Origin of the sequence: Exiguobacterium sp. ZWU0009 (assembly GCF_000798935.2) — a bacterium.
Taxonomy (GTDB): Bacteria; Bacillota; Bacilli; order Exiguobacteriales; family Exiguobacteriaceae; genus Exiguobacterium_A; species Exiguobacterium_A acetylicum.
This window is the reverse complement of sequence record NZ_CP018057.1, coordinates 845863-861571: the sequence shown is the minus strand read 5'-3', so window position 1 is coordinate 861571 and position 15709 is coordinate 845863. Positions and strand designations below refer to the sequence as shown.

General features: G+C 47.1%; 14 protein-coding genes. 2 read left to right on the top strand and 12 right to left on the bottom strand.

The genetic code is table 11. The features are described 5' to 3' along the window. Positions 1 to 22 precede the first annotated feature (22 nt). Both L985_RS04400 and L985_RS04395 read left to right on the top strand, forming a co-directional pair. Entirely contained in the window at positions 23 to 772 is a 750-nt protein-coding gene (locus L985_RS04400; protein ID WP_047396351.1) for an SDR family NAD(P)-dependent oxidoreductase, read from the top strand. Between the two features lie 332 nt (positions 773 to 1104). Next, positions 1105 to 2352, top strand: coding sequence for a murein hydrolase activator EnvC family protein (locus tag L985_RS04395; RefSeq protein WP_047396347.1), 1248 nt, complete (start codon positions 1105 to 1107; stop codon positions 2350 to 2352). Between the two features lie 63 nt (positions 2353 to 2415). Here the strand turns inward: L985_RS04395 and L985_RS04390 are convergent, their stop codons facing one another. The 12 genes from L985_RS04390 to grpE all read right to left on the bottom strand — a co-directional run bounded on the left by L985_RS04390 (position 2416) and on the right by grpE (position 15699). Next, positions 2416 to 4065: a methyl-accepting chemotaxis protein gene (locus L985_RS04390; RefSeq protein WP_047396344.1), complete on the bottom strand. Its 1650-nt coding sequence runs from the start codon at positions 4063 to 4065 to the stop codon at positions 2416 to 2418. Further along, complete coding sequence (locus L985_RS04385; RefSeq protein ID WP_047396341.1) at positions 4062 to 5036, bottom strand: BMP family lipoprotein; 975 nt, start codon at positions 5034 to 5036, stop codon at positions 4062 to 4064. The genes L985_RS04390 and L985_RS04385 overlap by 4 nt, the downstream gene beginning before the upstream one ends. 134 nt (positions 5037 to 5170) lie before the next feature. After that, the gene (gene deoC, locus L985_RS04380; protein WP_029341008.1) at positions 5171 to 5836 is read right to left on the bottom strand and encodes a deoxyribose-phosphate aldolase; all 666 of its coding nucleotides are present in this window, start codon (positions 5834 to 5836) and stop codon (positions 5171 to 5173) included. A 76-nt stretch (positions 5837 to 5912) separates the two neighbouring features. Next, positions 5913 to 6797 carry an EamA family transporter RarD gene (gene rarD, locus L985_RS04375; protein WP_029341007.1) on the bottom strand — a complete coding sequence of 295 codons (885 nt, stop codon included), beginning with the start codon at positions 6795 to 6797 and terminating at the stop codon, positions 5913 to 5915. 16 nt (positions 6798 to 6813) lie between these two features. Then, complete coding sequence (rarD, locus tag L985_RS04370; protein ID WP_231925698.1) at positions 6814 to 7695, bottom strand: EamA family transporter RarD; 882 nt, start codon at positions 7693 to 7695, stop codon at positions 6814 to 6816. A 47-nt stretch (positions 7696 to 7742) separates the two neighbouring features. Then, entirely contained in the window at positions 7743 to 8438 is a 696-nt protein-coding gene (gene rluF / locus L985_RS04365; protein ID WP_029341005.1) for a 23S rRNA pseudouridine(2604) synthase RluF, read from the bottom strand. Positions 8439 to 8963: 525 nt separating this feature from the next. Continuing rightward, positions 8964 to 10298: a tRNA (N(6)-L-threonylcarbamoyladenosine(37)-C(2))-methylthiotransferase MtaB gene (mtaB, locus tag L985_RS04360; RefSeq protein WP_047396339.1), complete on the bottom strand. Its 1335-nt coding sequence runs from the start codon at positions 10296 to 10298 to the stop codon at positions 8964 to 8966. Positions 10299 to 10303: 5 nt separating this feature from the next. After that, positions 10304 to 11050 carry a 16S rRNA (uracil(1498)-N(3))-methyltransferase gene (locus tag L985_RS04355; RefSeq protein ID WP_047396336.1) on the bottom strand — a complete coding sequence of 249 codons (747 nt, stop codon included), beginning with the start codon at positions 11048 to 11050 and terminating at the stop codon, positions 10304 to 10306. Positions 11051 to 11054: 4 nt separating this feature from the next. Then, a complete protein-coding gene (gene prmA, locus L985_RS04350) occupies positions 11055 to 12002 on the bottom strand; it encodes a 50S ribosomal protein L11 methyltransferase (RefSeq protein WP_029341002.1) in 948 nt (315 codons plus the stop codon). A gap of 25 nt (positions 12003 to 12027) precedes the next feature. Beyond that, positions 12028 to 13134, bottom strand: coding sequence for a molecular chaperone DnaJ (dnaJ, locus tag L985_RS04345; protein ID WP_023467442.1), 1107 nt, complete (start codon positions 13132 to 13134; stop codon positions 12028 to 12030). Positions 13135 to 13266: 132 nt separating this feature from the next. Continuing rightward, positions 13267 to 15093 carry a molecular chaperone DnaK gene (dnaK, locus tag L985_RS04340; RefSeq protein WP_029341001.1) on the bottom strand — a complete coding sequence of 609 codons (1827 nt, stop codon included), beginning with the start codon at positions 15091 to 15093 and terminating at the stop codon, positions 13267 to 13269. 48 nt (positions 15094 to 15141) lie between these two features. After that, the gene (gene grpE, locus L985_RS04335) at positions 15142 to 15699 is read right to left on the bottom strand and encodes a nucleotide exchange factor GrpE (RefSeq protein ID WP_029341000.1); all 558 of its coding nucleotides are present in this window, start codon (positions 15697 to 15699) and stop codon (positions 15142 to 15144) included. Between the last annotated feature and the right edge of the window lie 10 nt (positions 15700 to 15709).

The following is a 15709-nucleotide window of genomic DNA, read 5'->3' as shown; positions in this document are numbered from 1 at the left end:
GTTACAGAAAGGATGATTTTTTATGAATCATGTTAATCAAACCGTCATCATTACAGGAGCCGCGAATGGAATTGGTGCAGAACTCGCCCGCACCTACGCTGCGCAAGGCGCAAATGTCGTTCTTGCTGACATCGATCAGATGACAGGAGACGAACTGGTCCAACAAATCGAAGAAGATGGAGGGACGGCTTACTTCTATCACTTGGATATCCAACATGAAAAAGACGTTCAACTATTAATCGAAAAGGCGATTGAACATACTGGTCGCATCGATATTGTTATCAACAACGCCGGTATCATGATCCGAAAACCGCTCCTTGAATTGTCGCTTGAGGAATGGGATCGGGTTCACCATACGAACCTGCGCAGCATCTTCCTAACGACCAAGGCGGCTACACCCTATTTGAAACAAAGCAAAAGTGGTGGTCGGATCGTCAACCTTGCTTCGACCCGCGCCTTCATGTCGGAACCGCATACAGAATCTTATGCGTCGACGAAAGGTGGTATTTTTGCACTCACACATGCACTTGCTGTCTCACTTGGAGAAGACGGTATTCTCGTCAACGCGATTGCCCCGGGTTGGATTGAAACTGGTGACTATCAAGAATTATCACCTGAAGATCATAGTCAACATCCAGCTGGTCGCGTCGGAAAACCAAGTGATGTCGCTCGTGCGGCTCTCTATCTAACACACCCAGATAACGATTTCTTGACGGGCGAAACACTGGTCCTAGACGGTGGAATGACACGAAAGATGATTTATGAGGAATGATTCGGATGGAGTGCCTTTCGGGGCACTTTTTCATTTCAAAAACTATACTTATACCTTTTTCAAACATTAATAAACCTTCTATTTATACGATGTTACAAAAATATATCTCCTGACATCATTCAGAAATCAATCTACTACACATTAATTTTTCCTTTTATATCAACATTTTCTGTTTATACTTCTGTTCATGCATCATTATTTTCATAAATTCTTCATTCTTTTCGCTAGCTTCTCTTGCATTTTTTTAAAAGAATTGTAAAGTGGATTTTCCGATTTTCTTGTTAGAGTGGGAAAGGTAACACTTCACACGGGAAAGGAATGACGCTTAGTTTATGAAACGACCTTTCGGAAAGTCACTTGGGCTATCGCTCATGACACTCACTCTACTCGCAAGTCCGCTCATGACGACAACTCCGGTCGACGCGGCAAGTTCATATAAAGAGAAGCAACAACAAAATCAGCAACAACAATCGAAGCAACGCGAGGCGTTGTCTCAAAAAAATAATCAATTATCTAAAGCACAGCAACAAGTCTACGCCCTGGATCAACAAATCAATGGGCTGACATTACAAGTCGTCGAGAATCAAAAGAAGATCGACGAAAACACGAAACAGATCGCTCGATTAGAAGATAAGATCGAGAAGTTACAAAAGAAAATCAAGAAGCAAGAAAAAATGCTCGGTGATCGCTTGGCAGTTCGCCAGTCTAAAGCTGATAACGCCCCGCTCCTTGAAGCCGTCTTCGGCGCAAAAGATGTCGGTGATATGATCAGCCGTTTCAATGCCTTTAATACAATTGCGGAAAGCGATGCTTCTTTGTTAAAAGATTACGAATCAAACAAAAAAGAACTGGCAGCTGCGAAAGAAGAACTAAAGCAGACACGCCAAGACTTGATTGAAGATCGTAATGTTTTAAAAAAGAAACAACGTGAACTGAAACAAGAAAAACAAAAGCGCACAGCACTTTTGAAGCGTCTGACGTCGCAAAAGAAAAAAATCGAATCTAACATCCTCAGCCTGAAAGAGGCATCGGCCCAACTGAAGGCACAGGAAGCAGCTGAAAAAGCAGCAGCCCGAGCAGCAAAGGCTGCTGCCGCAAAAGCTGCGAAACAATCAGCAGCTCCAGCATCTGTTAGTAAGGCTAGTACGAAAGTCATCTCAAAAGCAAAAGGTAAATTCATCAAACCTGCTCAAGGCTCTGTTTCGCAAGGAATGGGTGCAGCAAGCGGAAGTAATGGTTATGCGTACCACAATGGAACCGACTTCGCTGGTCCACTCAACTCGCCAATCGTCGCGTCTGCAAGTGGAACAGTCATTTTAGCAAGTTCAGGTGGTCCTTACGGCAACCACGTCTATATCTCTCATAATATCGACGGAAAAACGTATACGACCGTTTATGCCCATATGAATGCCTTGAACGTCAAACAGGGACAACAAGTCAAACAAGGACAGCAAATCGGTGTTCTCGGAAGCACCGGTAACTCGACTGGTCCACACTTGCATTTTGAAATCCACGATGGTGGGTACCAGTATAATGCGAATGGACGGACGAATGAGCTCGATCCAGAAAGCTTCTTCTAAGTCGATTCAAGAAAAAGTGCACTTCTTCTCTTCCGAGAAGGAGTGCACTTTTTGCTGTGTTCATTAAATTTTGAATTGATGTGTCTGACTATCAAGCGACGTCGTCGTTGACTCAAGTTCTTGCATCAATTGATGAATCTGTTCGAACGATGCCTGTTGATCGCGCATCGAAGCAGCAATTTCTTCATTTCCAGCTGCAAGTTCTTCCATGACGCCACTGACTGTGCTGACTTGACCAACGACATGGCGGGCTTGTTCTTTCGAATGAACGAGTTGTTTCGTTACATAATCAAGTGTTTCTGTCACGTTTGCTACCTTTTGACGCGTCTCGCCGAATGCTTGTTGAACGTGTGTGAAGTTCTCGACCTGGTTTGTCTGCTCCCGCTCTGCTTGCACGAGTGCTTCTTGTAAGACAGCACCGTCCTGACGAATTGAACGGACGAGTGAGAAGATTGAGCGCGTCGCCTCGTGTGTCTCGTCGGCTAACTTTTTGACTTCACTTGCTACGACGGCAAATCCACGACCGGCTTCCCCTGCCCGCGCCGCTTCGATTGCCGCATTGAGTGACAATAAGTTCGTCTGTGCGGAGACTCCGGCGACGAGTTGTGCCATCTGTTCGATTTGTTGCGTCTGCTCTAGGAAACCTTCCAGTTTCTGACCGAGTTCGCGATTTTGTTCTGTTGACGCGCGAAGTGACCGTGCTTGCTGTTCCATGACGGAACTACTTTGAACCATCACGTGATCGGCCGCCTGTCCTTCTGCATAAGCGGTTTGCGCGCGTTGTTCACTCTCTTCAAAGAGCTGTTGCATATCGGACATCGTACTGACTGTCGTCTGGATATCGTCCGACACCGTTTGAGTACCACTTGCCATTTCATTGATCGCATGGGTCATGTTGCCAGAAACTTCAACGATGTTTGCGTTCTCTGTCGTTGCTTCCGTACTCATCTGACGAATCGTATTCGACGAACGACTGATCGTTCCGATGACCTCATGCAAAGTTCCTTGCATCTGCGCAACCGCTGTCTCGAGTCGACCAATCTCATCTTTTCGACCGGATACGACTAATTCCTGCGATAAGTCTCCGTCCGAAATCTGTTCTGCTGTCCGGACGACACGGCTGATCGGTCGTGTGATGCTACGTGCGAAGTACCAGTTGTATAACGCAAGACCAATCAGGAGAATGAATGTCGCGATCAATACGGTCCGCGTCAGGTTCAATGTCTCGTCTTTTGCTTCACGTTGTAAGACATCATAAAACTCTCCATTTTTCGTATGTAACGTGTATAGATCACTGAGGACACCTTCGATTCGTGCGGCATGGGAGCGAATCTCAATCGGATTCATTGCGTCCGTCAGTTCCATCCGTTTCGCAGAAAGCGTCTTATATTTCATATCCGCCCGGTTCAACTCTTCTTGGAATGCCGGAATCAAATATGTCTTTTGTAGCTGATTCAATGCTTGTTCGTTCTTTTTACTAAGAGCCTGTACTTGCTCCGCCTGACTTTCAGACGGTTGGCTTGCTAGTCGGTTCCATGCTGCCTGTTCATATAAGAGCTTCGTTTCAAGCTCTGAAATCTCAACGAGCTGTTTCCCGTAATCTTCGTTATAGGACTGAATTTGACGGAGTTGGAACAATGTCCATCCCATCAAGATGACGACACTCAAAATCGTCACTAACGTTGAGAGTAAAAATCGTTTCCGTAACGTCATTGAATCGTCACCTTACCTTCGAGCACGTCTTGTTGTAGCTGCTCTAATTTTTTTCGTTCCCCGTCCGTAAAGTTCGTGTTTCGGATTGGAGCCAATTGGATTGCCCCTTCTTTGACACCCAGGACGACTTGTCCGGACTGTAGACCTTTCGCAGCCACATCTTGTCCGATTTTCGTAATCGCAAGATCAACTTGTTTTAGCATTGACGTCATGACAGCGTCAGGCGCGATCGGAGTTTGATCGCTATCGACACCGATCGCTTTTTTCCCCTTCGTTTGCGCTGCCTCCAGGACACCGCTTCCCGTCAATCCAGCAGCTGCGTATAATACGTCTGCCTTTTTCTGCATCATTTCGTTTGCGAGCGTCCGTCCCTTTTCCGGGGCTGCAAAGTCCTCTGCGTACTCGACGAGTACTTTCGTTTTTGGATTGACTGCTTTAGCGCCAGCTATGTATCCTTTTTCAAATTTCTCGATCAGAGGCGACTTCATCCCACCGATGAAACCAATCGTGTTCGTCTTCGTTTGAATCCCTGCAGCCGCACCCGCTAAGTAACTTCCTTCGTCCTCTTTGAACGTAACCGAGAGTACGTTCGGTAACGTCGATACAGCATCAATCAAATCGAATTGTTGTTTTGGATATTTTTTAGCAACGGTTTCAAGATCCGTCTGCCCCATAAAGCCAAGCCCGACGATGACGGTCGGTTTCTTTTTCGCTAACGCTTCGAATGCTGCTTTATAAGTCTTTGTTTCATTCAACTCTCGGTAATCGATCGACCAGCCTTCCTTCTCCCGTAACAACGCCATACCACTCATCGCCGCATCGCTGAATGATTGATCGCCAAGACCCACATCCGACAAGACGACTGCCATTTCCTTCCGCTCCTTGACTGCCCGTTCTGGATCATCGATGACACTGCCGCACCCTGCGAGGCTAAGTGTCGATGCCAGTATGATTCCACTCCATCGTTTCATTCATTCCACATCCTTCCGACATTCTACATCTGATTATCGGAAGCGATGTCCGACTTCTTAATACAAAATTTAAATTCAGAATAGTCCCATAAAAAAACATGCCCCTCTAAACAAGAGGGGCATGCCAGATATTCTTAGTAGTCGCTGTCAGACGAACCGCCTGTAACGATTGCGATTCCTGCTGATGCACCAATGCGCGATGCACCTGCATCGATCATTGCTTTTGCACCTTCGAAGTCGCGAACACCACCAGATGCTTTAACACCGATGTCAGGACCAACTGTCTCACGCATGAGACGGATGTCTTCAACTGTTGCACCACCCGTTGAGAAACCAGTCGATGTCTTCACGAAGTTAGCACCTGCTTTAACTGAAAGTTCAGCAGCTGTTTTGATTTCTTCTTTTGTAAGAAGGCAGTTTTCGAAGATGACTTTAACGAGTGTACCGTTTGCCGCTTCGACAACCGCACGAATGTCACGTTCTACTAACTCAAGATCACCATCTTTTAATGCGCCGATGTTCAAAACCATATCGATTTCTGTAGCACCGTTTTGGATCGCATCCTTTGTTTCGAATGCTTTCACTTCTGGAGTGTTTGCTCCAAGCGGGAAGCCGATGACTGTACAGACTTTGACGTCATCATCTGATTTTAAGAGTTCTGCTGCTAACGCGACGTAAGTTGGGTTAACACAGACGCTTGCGAATTTGTATTCTAATGCTTCTTTACAGAGTGTTTCGATTTGAGCACGTGATGTTTCTGGCTTCAGTGCCGTGTGGTCGATCATTCCTGCTAAATTCATGTTTGTTGTCCTCCTTAAGGGTATCCCTTAGACTCTGTTTTTATTCTATCACGCAAGAGGTCAGACTTCTATCTTTTTACGCGACTTTTCGGAGCTGTTTTTTCCGAATCCAGACACCATTGAGCGTAAAGACGATCGCTGCTGTCCAAATACATGTAAACGCCACCATGTGCGTTTTAGTAAACGGCTCGTGATAGAGCAATACACCGAGTCCAAGTGACAAGGTCGGTGCGACGAATTGAAGGAATCCGACCCATGTGAACGGAATTCGTTGTGCCCCGAATCCAAATAACAAAAGTGGAACGGCGGTGACGATCCCGGTCAAGATGAGTCCGGTCATCGTACCGACGGATTCGGTCATCGAAGACGACCCTTGTACTTGCCAATACCCGAGGAAGATCAAAGCCAGCGGAAGCGGCGCCATCGTTTCTAGCGTCAAACTGACCGTTGATTCCAGCGGTCGCCGCTTTTTGACGACGCCGTAAAAGCCGAAGCTTAAGGCAAGAGCGATCGAGATCCATGGAAACTCACCGTAACCAATCGTCAAAATCAAAACGCCGATTGTCGCAAGGACAATCGAGATCCATTCAATCCGTGAGAGCTTTTCTTGAAAGAAAAAGACACCGAAGACGATACTGACGAGTGGATTGATGTAATAGCCAAGCGATGCCTCAACGATGAATTGATGATTGACGGCCCAAATATAGATGAACCAATTTAGACTGATGATCAGTCCGTTCAAGAAAAAGAGTCGACGTGTGAACGGATCGCGTAACGCCGTCTTCCATTTCCCAAGAGCTTTTTGAAACGACAATAAGATGAGCAGAAATAAGAACGACCAGATAATCCGGTGTGCCAGTATCTCTTCACTCGGTACATTGGCGAGCATCTTCCAGTAGAGCGGTAAGAGTCCCCAAATGATATACGCGACAAGTGTCGCGAAGAATCCAGGTAGATTCATGTATTCCCTTCTTTCGTTATGACACTTTCTTCATTCGCATCTTTCCTGCCGATAAACCGCTGATCGTAAATAAAGCAACGGCAATCCAAATGAACAGGAAGGCGATGAAGTGAATCGTCGTAAAGACGTCATTAAATAGATAAATTCCAAGTAGTAGCGTCAACGTCGGAGCAATGTATTGGAGAATCCCGACGTAGACGAACGGGATTTTCGGCATCCCGTATCCGAATAACATCAATTGGACTGCTGTTGCGATCCCGAGCATGATGATCGCAACCAGCGCACTCATTGGCATCGCAAGCGGTTGACTATCTGTCACACCAAGCGTCAAGAGAGCGAACGGGAGCGTGACCAGTGTCTCTAGAAATAATCCGGATAATGGTTCCGCTGCCGCCTTTTTCTTCAGTACACCGTAAAAAGCAAACGAGACGGCAAGTGAGAAGGCGATGATCGGAAATTGACCATAACCGAGCGTTAGAATCATCACACCGATGATCGCTGATAAGATGGCGATGATTTGCGGACGCGTCAGACGTTCCTTAAAAAAGATCAAACCGAACAAGACGCTGACGAGCGGATTGATGTAATACCCGAGTGACGACTCAACGATATAGCCTTCCCCGATGGCGTACAGATAGAGCGACCAATTTCCACCTAGTACAAGCCCTGCTGCAAGCACGGTATAGCGCTGGCGTTTGTTTTGCCACAGTTGACGAACGAATCGGAATTTCTTCGTCAGTCGCAGTAATAACGTCACGAAGATGAACGCACTCAATATCCGAATTGAAACGACCGTCCATGCTGGAATACCAGTTGCAAATACTTTGTAGATCGGTAATAGTCCACCAATTACGTAGGCGACGAATGTCGCACTCATACCCCGTTTATCCACGGTCATCCCCCTTATGTATGAAGAAAGCCGCCAATGGCGACTTTCATTGAACCTTATTGCCCGTCAAGCGTCGTAAACAATTCGCGTAATTCCGCTTCCGTCAAATCACGCCAAGAACCGATCGGTAAATCACCGAGCTCGATGTTCATAATTCGGACGCGTTGCAGGCGTTTGACCCGATAGCCGAACTCTTTACACATACGGCGAATCTGACGATTTAACCCTTGTGTCAAAATGATCCGGAACGTCCGTGTCTCGAGCGGCTCAACGATACATTCTTTCGTCGTCGTACCGAGAATGTCGACTCCACTCGCCATGCCTTGAATGAACGTATCCGTAATCGGTGCGTCGACGGTCACGATATATTCCTTGTCGTGATTGTTTTCCGCTCGTAAGATCCGGTTGACAACATCACCGTCATTCGTCAACAGAATCAAACCGTCTGAATCCTTATCGAGACGACCAATCGGGAAAATCCGCTTCGGATGGTTGACGAAATCGATGATGTTTCCTTCGATATCAAGCTCCGTCGTACATGTGATGCCGACTGGTTTATTTAAGACGATGTAGACAGGTTTTGGTTTCGTTTGGAGTGGTTGACCGTCGATTTCGACGACGTCCGTCTCTTCAGCTTGCGAGCCGAGTTCTGCCGTCAGACCGTTGATTGTCACACGACCTGCGTCGACTAATTTATCGGCAGCACGCCTTGAGCAAAAGCCCGTTTCACTAATGAATTTGTTGATTCGCATGAATGATATCCTCTTTCCTTAATTGAACTGTATTCAGTGTAGCGCATTCCTGAAATGAAAACAAAATAACATGCGATGCTTCTCTAAGTAAGAAAAGCAATGCATGTCGTCCTTAGTCTTCAATGCAATGATTGATTCATTGTTTTTTCTTATCTATGTTTAAAAACGTCAAACAAGTAATACTTATTATTAGCACGACCAGAATGATTGAACTATGCGCAACTGCATCTTGATTAAATAAAACGATGAACATCAATACTGTTAAGGTGACTGATAGAACTGATAATCCGTTTGTTTTCATTTTGGAAAATTCCTTTGTATGTGAAGTAATATGCCACTGTTACAAGGCTTTATTTCTGGTAATCATCTACTTATAAAAACCATAACATAAAATCATTTTCTAAAATGAATCGATTACAAGTTGTTTTAAAAATCTAAAGCACCTTATATAGTAACGTAAGAAAACAGCCCCTATTTCGAGGCTGTTTTCTTATATGCGTATATCAAGATCGCTTTTACGAATCATTAGACCGCAGCGCCTTTTAATGTCTGCATGATTCGAACGAATTGACCGTGATTCATCGGATAACCGGCTTTCGTGATTTTGACACGAACGAGTTGACCGATCATTGACTCATCGCCTTCGATTGCGACACGCAAATAGTTATCCGTATAACCGACGAGACGACCGCCTGCTTCCTCCGAGAATTCTTCCGGAATGATCTCAAGCAGTTCTCCTTCGTATTTCGAAGCATATTCCTTCGCGAGTTGATCCGATAAAGCGATCAAACGCGCGACGCGTTCTTCTTTGATCGATTCCTCGACTTGATCCTCCATCATCGCAGCTGGTGTTCCCGTCCGTTTCGAGTACGGGAAGACATGCAACTCACTGAACTTATGGTCATTGATGAAGTTGAACGTTTCCATGAACTCTTCTTCCGTCTCACCTGGGAAACCAACGATGACATCCGATGTGATCGCACAGTCAGGAAGGACTTCCTTCAGACGCGTGATCCGTTCTCCGAATTCTGCCATCGTATACTTCCGGCGCATCCGGCGAAGGACCGTATCCGATGCCGACTGGATCGGAACGTGCAAGTGACGAACGACGATCGGCGAATCCTTCAGGACATCAAGTACCTCGTCCGTGATTTGACTCGCTTCAATCGACGAAATGCGTAAGCGTTCAAGTCCATTGACAGATTCGAGTGCTTTAAGTAATTTTGCTAAGTTGTAGTCTTTCAAGTCTTCTCCGTATCCACCTGTATGGATTCCCGTCAAGACGATTTCTTTGTAACCCGCATCAACGAGCTGTTGTGCTTGCTTCAAGACATCTTCTGGTTGACGAGACCGCATGAGACCACGCGCCCATGGGATGATACAGAACGTACAGAAGTTGTTACAACCTTCCTGAATTTTCAGCGAAGCCCGTGTCCGGTCCGTAAAGGCCGGTACATCTAGTTCTTCATAGACTTTTGCTTTCATGATGTTTCCGACCGCATTGATTGGCATGCGCTCTTCTCGGAATTGTTCGATGTATCCAATCATTTTATGCCGATCTTGCGTTCCGACGACGACATCGACGCCAGGAATCGCCATGATCTCAGCAGGAGACGTTTGGGCATAACAGCCCGTTACGCAGATGACACTATCCGGATTTTGGCGAATCGCCCGTCGGATGACTTGGCGACTTTTCTTATCTCCGGTATTCGTGACCGTACATGTATTGACGACATACACGTCCGCATGATCAGCAAAATCAACGCGTGCGTAGCCAGCGTCCTTAAACAGTTGCCAGACAGCTTCTGTTTCGTAATGGTTGACTTTACAGCCAAGCGTTTGAAAGGCAACAGTTGCCATTTCGTTCACCCTTTCAATTCAAAATGATACGAGACGGCGGAAAGGACATAAAATGGTGCCGTTTCCGTCCGTAAGATGCGGCGCCCTAGAGCGGCTTTTTTAAAACCAGCCTCCGTCAAACGTGCGATTTCTGCTTCAGCGAACCCACCTTCAGGTCCGATGACGACAAGAAGGGAATCGCCCTCTTGCAATCCAGCAAGCGTCGTAGCGAGGACGGAGGCCTCCCCTTGTTTCGCTGATTCTTCATAGGCAACCAGACAAGCCGTGTAGTTCGATGCATCCTGTAAGACTTCATCATACGCCACGAAGTCGACTATCGGCAAGTGGGCACGGTACGATTGTTCCGCTGCTTCCTTGACGATTTTTTCGAGTCGTTCAATCTTTTTCGGAACCTTCTTTTGATCCCATTTCGAGACGGAACGGTCGGCTTCGAAAATCCGTAGATGATGGATCCCGAGTTCCGTTGCTTTTTGGGCAACGAGTTCGATTTTATCGCCTTTTGGCAATCCATGGGCGATCGTCACACGAATCGGTAACTCCGTCTCAATCGGTAGCGTCTCTTCGATCCGGGCAGAAGCCACTTGTTTATCGAGTGCTTCCAGGCGGCACCGGTAAAGACCTGTCCCGTCGAGTACGAGAATCTCTCCGCCGACTTCCATCCGCATGACGTTTTTCATATGGTGTGCGTCGTCTTTCGGGAGATGAAACACATCTCCCTGACGCATCGAGGGCTCGACGAAATACCGTTGCATGCGTTTACGCCTCCCGTTTCGCGATGATCGCGACCCAGTCCTCAAGCTTCGTCGTCTCGACGATTGTGAAACCTGCTTCTTGCATCGCTTGTACGACCATATCCTTCTTCTGACTGATGATACCGGAAGCGATGAAATGACCGCCTGGTAACGTCAATGTATAAGCATCCTTGACGAAGAGAAGGATGACTTCCGCTAAGATGTTCGCGACGATCAACTCGACCGGCTCACTCAATTCCTTCATCAAGTCGCCTTGACGGACCGTGATCTGCTCACTGACTTCGTTCAAAGCGACGTTTTCCGTCGCTGATTTGACAGCGACTTCGTCTAAATCGAGTGCAAAGACATCCTTTGCCCCAAGCTTCGCAGCTGCAATCGCTAGGACACCGGATCCCGTTCCGACATCGACGACACGGTCTTGCTCTTGCAAGTAGTTCTCAATCGCTTGAATACAGAGGACCGTCGTCGGGTGTGTTCCCGTTCCGAATGCCATACCTGGATCGAGCTCGATGATTTTTTCATCCGGTTGTGGTGTATAATCTTCCCACATTGGGACGACGGTCAGATGGCGACTAATTTTGACCGGCTTATAGAATTGTTTCCATGAATGAGCCCAATCTTCTTCATCTACTTGAGTCAGCGTGACAGCACCCGTGCCAATCGACAAACCGAAGTTCGTCAACTGCTGGATATCATGTTCGATGCCTTTGATCGTGTCCGTCAAATCGCTGCTTTCTGCAAGATACGCCTTCACGAGTACACCTTGTGTCGGATACTCGTCTCGTTTCGTCTCATCCCAAATTTCACCGAAGTTATCTTCGCGGTGGGACATCATCTCGAAATCTTCGACGTCCTCGATGACGACTCCGCTTGCTCCCGCTTCATGTAAGATGTTTGAAACTGCTTCGATGGCTTCTTGTGTCGTATGGACACAGATCTCTGACCATTTCATTTCTTGTCACGCTCCTCTGTAGTGATCACCCTGTAAAGAATGTCTTGATCCGGCTGAAGACACCTTCGTGTTGCTCTTCGACACCTTTTTCATCGCTAATTTCATTGAATTCCCGTAAGAGTTCTTTTTGACGTTCCGTCAGATTCTTCGGTGTAATGACGACGACATTGACGTACTGGTCGCCATGGTGACCGGACCGAACGTTCGGCATCCCTTTTCCGCGGAGACGGAATCGTGATCCTGTCTGTGTTCCGGCTGGAATCTTCAGACTGACCTTACCGTGAACAGTTGGCACTTCGATCTCATCGCCAAGTGTTGCTTGCGCGAATGTCAGTGGCATATCCATGACGATATGATCGTCGACACGTTCGAACAATTCATGTGCTGCGACACGAACGACGACATACAAGTCACCCGCTGGTCCACCGTTGACACCGGCTTCCCCTTTTCCTGCTAAGCGGATTTGTTGCCCATTGTCGATCCCTGCTGGAATTTTGACACGGACATCTTTGTTTTTACGAACGCGACCGGCTCCACGACATGTTTCACATGGCTCCTTGACGATTTGTCCACGGCCATGACATGTCGAACATGTCGTTTGGTTGACGACACGACCGAACATCGTGTTTTGTTCGACGTTGATATGCCCCGAACCACCGCATCGTTTACATGTTTCCGGATGTGTTCCTGGTTTAGCACCTGAACCATGACAAGTACCGCAATCTTCTTCGACTGGAATCGTGATCGTCTTCTCGACGCCTGTGACCGATTCCATGAAGTCGATTTCCTCGACGTATTGTAAATCCTGTCCTTTACGTGGTGCGTTTGGATCTTGACGACGTCCGCCACCGAAGAACATGTCAAAGATATCGCCGAATCCTTCTGCTCCACTGAATCCACCGCCACCTTGTGATGGATCTTGGTGACCGAATTGATCGTAACGTGCTCGTTTATTGTCATCGGATAACACTTCATACGCTTCCGATAGTTCCTTAAATTTTGCATCCGCATCGGCTTCCTTATTGACGTCTGGGTGGTACGTCCGGGCAAGCTTACGGTACGCGCGTTTGATTTCCGCTGATGAGGCATCGCGCGCGACGCCTAGTACTTCATAATAATCGCGTTTTTCCACGTGCAGTCTTCCTCTCTCTATTCCGATTCATTTCATACTGTTTGATTTTACCGAACTTCGTGCGACATGGAAAGAGCCAAAGCGCGGATACGCTTTGGCTCTCTCTAGCGCCCGAAAAATCGGTCGGATGAATTACTTGTTGTCTTTCTCGTCGACTTCTTCGAACTCAGCGTCCATGACGTTATCGTCTTGGCTACCAGCTTGTGCGCCTTCAGCGCCAGCTTGTTGCTGTGCCATGTTCTCGTAGACTTTTTGTGTCAACTCTTGAACAACTGTCGACAATTCGTCTTTTGCAGAACGGATTGCTTCGATGTCTGTTCCTTCGAGAGCTTTTGTTACTTTTTCTTTTGCAGCTTCTGCTTTTTCTTTATCAGCGTCAGCGACTTGCTCACCGAGGTCTTTGATTGCTTTATCTGTCGCGAAGACGAGTTGGTCTGCTTCGTTGCGTAATTCGACTTCTTCTTTACGCTTGTTATCAGCATCCGCGTTTGCTTCTGCATCTTTGACCATTTGCTCGATGTCCGCTTCAGTCAAACCGCTTGATGATTGGATCGTGATCGACTGTTCTTTGTTCGTTCCGAGATCTTTCGCAGAAACGTTAACGATACCGTTCGCATCGATGTCGAATTTAACTTCGATTTGTGGCACGCCACGTGGTGCTGGTGGAATGTCCGTCAATTGGAAGCGACCAAGTGTTTTGTTATCTGCTGCCATCGGACGTTCCCCTTGGAGGACGTGGATGTCAACAGCTGGTTGGCTGTCTGCTGCAGTTGAGAAGACTTGTGATTTTGAAGTCGGGATCGTTGTGTTACGATCGATCAATTTCGTCATCACGCCACCCATTGTCTCGATACCGAGTGAGAGTGGAGTTACGTCGAGAAGAACGACGTCTTTGACGTCTCCTGTCAATACGCCACCTTGAACCGCTGCACCGAGGGCAACGACTTCATCCGGGTTAACCCCTTTGAACGATTCTTTACCAGTGAAGTCTTGGATTGCTTTTTGAACTGCAGGAATACGAGTCGAACCACCAACGAGGATGATTTTGTCGATTTTGTCTGGTGTCAGACCTGCATCGTTCATAGCACGGCGTGTTGGTTCCATCGTACGTTCAACGAGATCTGCTGTGAGATCGTCGAATTTCGCGCGTGAAAGCGTCATTTCCAAGTGAAGTGGACCTGATGCGCCAGCTGTGATGAACGGAAGGCTGATTTGTGTTGAAGAAACACCTGAAAGGTCTTTTTTCGCTTTTTCAGCTGCATCTTTTAAACGTTGAAGCGCCATCTTATCTTGAGCAAGATCGATGCCGTTTTCTTTTTTGAATTCTGCTACGAGATGATCGATGATTTTTTGGTCGAAATCATCTCCACCGAGACGGCTATCACCAGCAGTTGAAACAACTTCAAAGACACCGTCACCGAGTTCAAGGATCGACACGTCGAACGTACCGCCACCAAGGTCATAGATGAGGATCGTGTGGTCTTCGCCTTTTTCGAGACCGTATGCGAGTGCTGCCGCTGTAGGCTCGTTGATGATCCGTTTTACGTCAAGACCAGCAATCGTACCAGCGTCTTTTGTCGCTTGGCGTTCTGCATCGTTGAAGTAAGCTGGTACTGTGATGACAGCTTCTGTGACTTTTTCACCGAGGTAGTCTTCTGCTTGTGCTTTTAATTTTTGAAGAATGATTGCAGAGACTTCTTGTGGTGTGTAGTCTTTGCCTTCGACTTCTACTTTATAGTCCGTACCCATATGACGCTTGATCGACATGATCGTGTTCGGGTTCGTGATCGCTTGACGTTTTGCGACTTCCCCTACTTGGCGCTCACCGTTTTTGAATGCGACGACAGATGGTGTCGTACGGTTTCCTTCTGCGTTAGCGATGACGACCGGTTCGCCACCTTCCATTACTGCGACACATGAGTTCGTTGTACCTAAGTCAATACCAATGATTTTTGCCATGATCTATTTCCTCGCTTTCAATGATTGGAATAATAAAGTGCAAGCTGATTACTCAGCTACTTTGACCATACTCGGACGAATCACACGATCGTGCAATTTGTACCCTTTTTGGAATTCAGCGATGACGATACCTGATTCGTGTTCTTCGCTCGCTTCTTGAACGACTGCTTGGTGTAAGTTCGGATCGAACGCTTCACCGACAGCTGGAATCTCGACGACGCCTTCATTTTGAAGCGTTTCAACGAGTTGACGTTTTACCATCTCGACACCCGTCAAGACGGATTTCGTCTCATCGTTTTCTGTCTCGATTTGGAGCGCACGGTCCAAGTTATCGACGAGCGGCAATAGCTTTTCGACGATCGCTTGTGAAGAATACTTCGCGCGGTTCTCCGCTTCGACACGGTTGCGACGTTTGAAGTTCTCAAAGTCCGCACGGAGGCGTAACTCTGAAGCTTTTGCTTCTGCGAGTTGTGCTTCGAAGTCTGGTTTCTCGTCTTCGACGAGATCCGCTTGGATGACTTCTTCTTCTGTGACTTCGACGGTTTCAGTCGGCTCTGTCACGTTTTCTTCTTGTTGGAGGTTTTGATTCTGTTCTTTTTCTTCCACTCTGAATCGA

Bases quoted from the DNA above. Each gene is read 5' to 3' on its own strand.
- L985_RS04400 (WP_047396351.1), top strand. From the start codon at position 23: ATGAATCATGTTAATCAAACCGTCATCATTACAGGAGCCGCGAATGGA.
- L985_RS04395 (WP_047396347.1), top strand. From the start codon at position 1,105: ATGAAACGACCTTTCGGAAAGTCACTTGGGCTATCGCTCATGACACTC.
- L985_RS04390 (WP_047396344.1), bottom strand. From the start codon at position 4,065: ATGACGTTACGGAAACGATTTTTACTCTCAACGTTAGTGACGATTTTG.
- L985_RS04385 (WP_047396341.1), bottom strand. From the start codon at position 5,036: ATGAAACGATGGAGTGGAATCATACTGGCATCGACACTTAGCCTCGCA.
- deoC (WP_029341008.1), bottom strand. From the start codon at position 5,836: ATGAATTTAGCAGGAATGATCGACCACACGGCACTGAAGCCAGAAACA.
- rarD (WP_029341007.1), bottom strand. From the start codon at position 6,797: ATGAATCTACCTGGATTCTTCGCGACACTTGTCGCGTATATCATTTGG.
- rarD (WP_231925698.1), bottom strand. From the start codon at position 7,695: ATGACCGTGGATAAACGGGGTATGAGTGCGACATTCGTCGCCTACGTA.
- rluF (WP_029341005.1), bottom strand. From the start codon at position 8,438: ATGCGAATCAACAAATTCATTAGTGAAACGGGCTTTTGCTCAAGGCGT.
- mtaB (WP_047396339.1), bottom strand. From the start codon at position 10,298: ATGGCAACTGTTGCCTTTCAAACGCTTGGCTGTAAAGTCAACCATTAC.
- L985_RS04355 (WP_047396336.1), bottom strand. From the start codon at position 11,050: ATGCAACGGTATTTCGTCGAGCCCTCGATGCGTCAGGGAGATGTGTTT.
- prmA (WP_029341002.1), bottom strand. From the start codon at position 12,002: ATGAAATGGTCAGAGATCTGTGTCCATACGACACAAGAAGCCATCGAA.
- dnaK (WP_029341001.1), bottom strand. From the start codon at position 15,093: ATGGCAAAAATCATTGGTATTGACTTAGGTACAACGAACTCATGTGTC.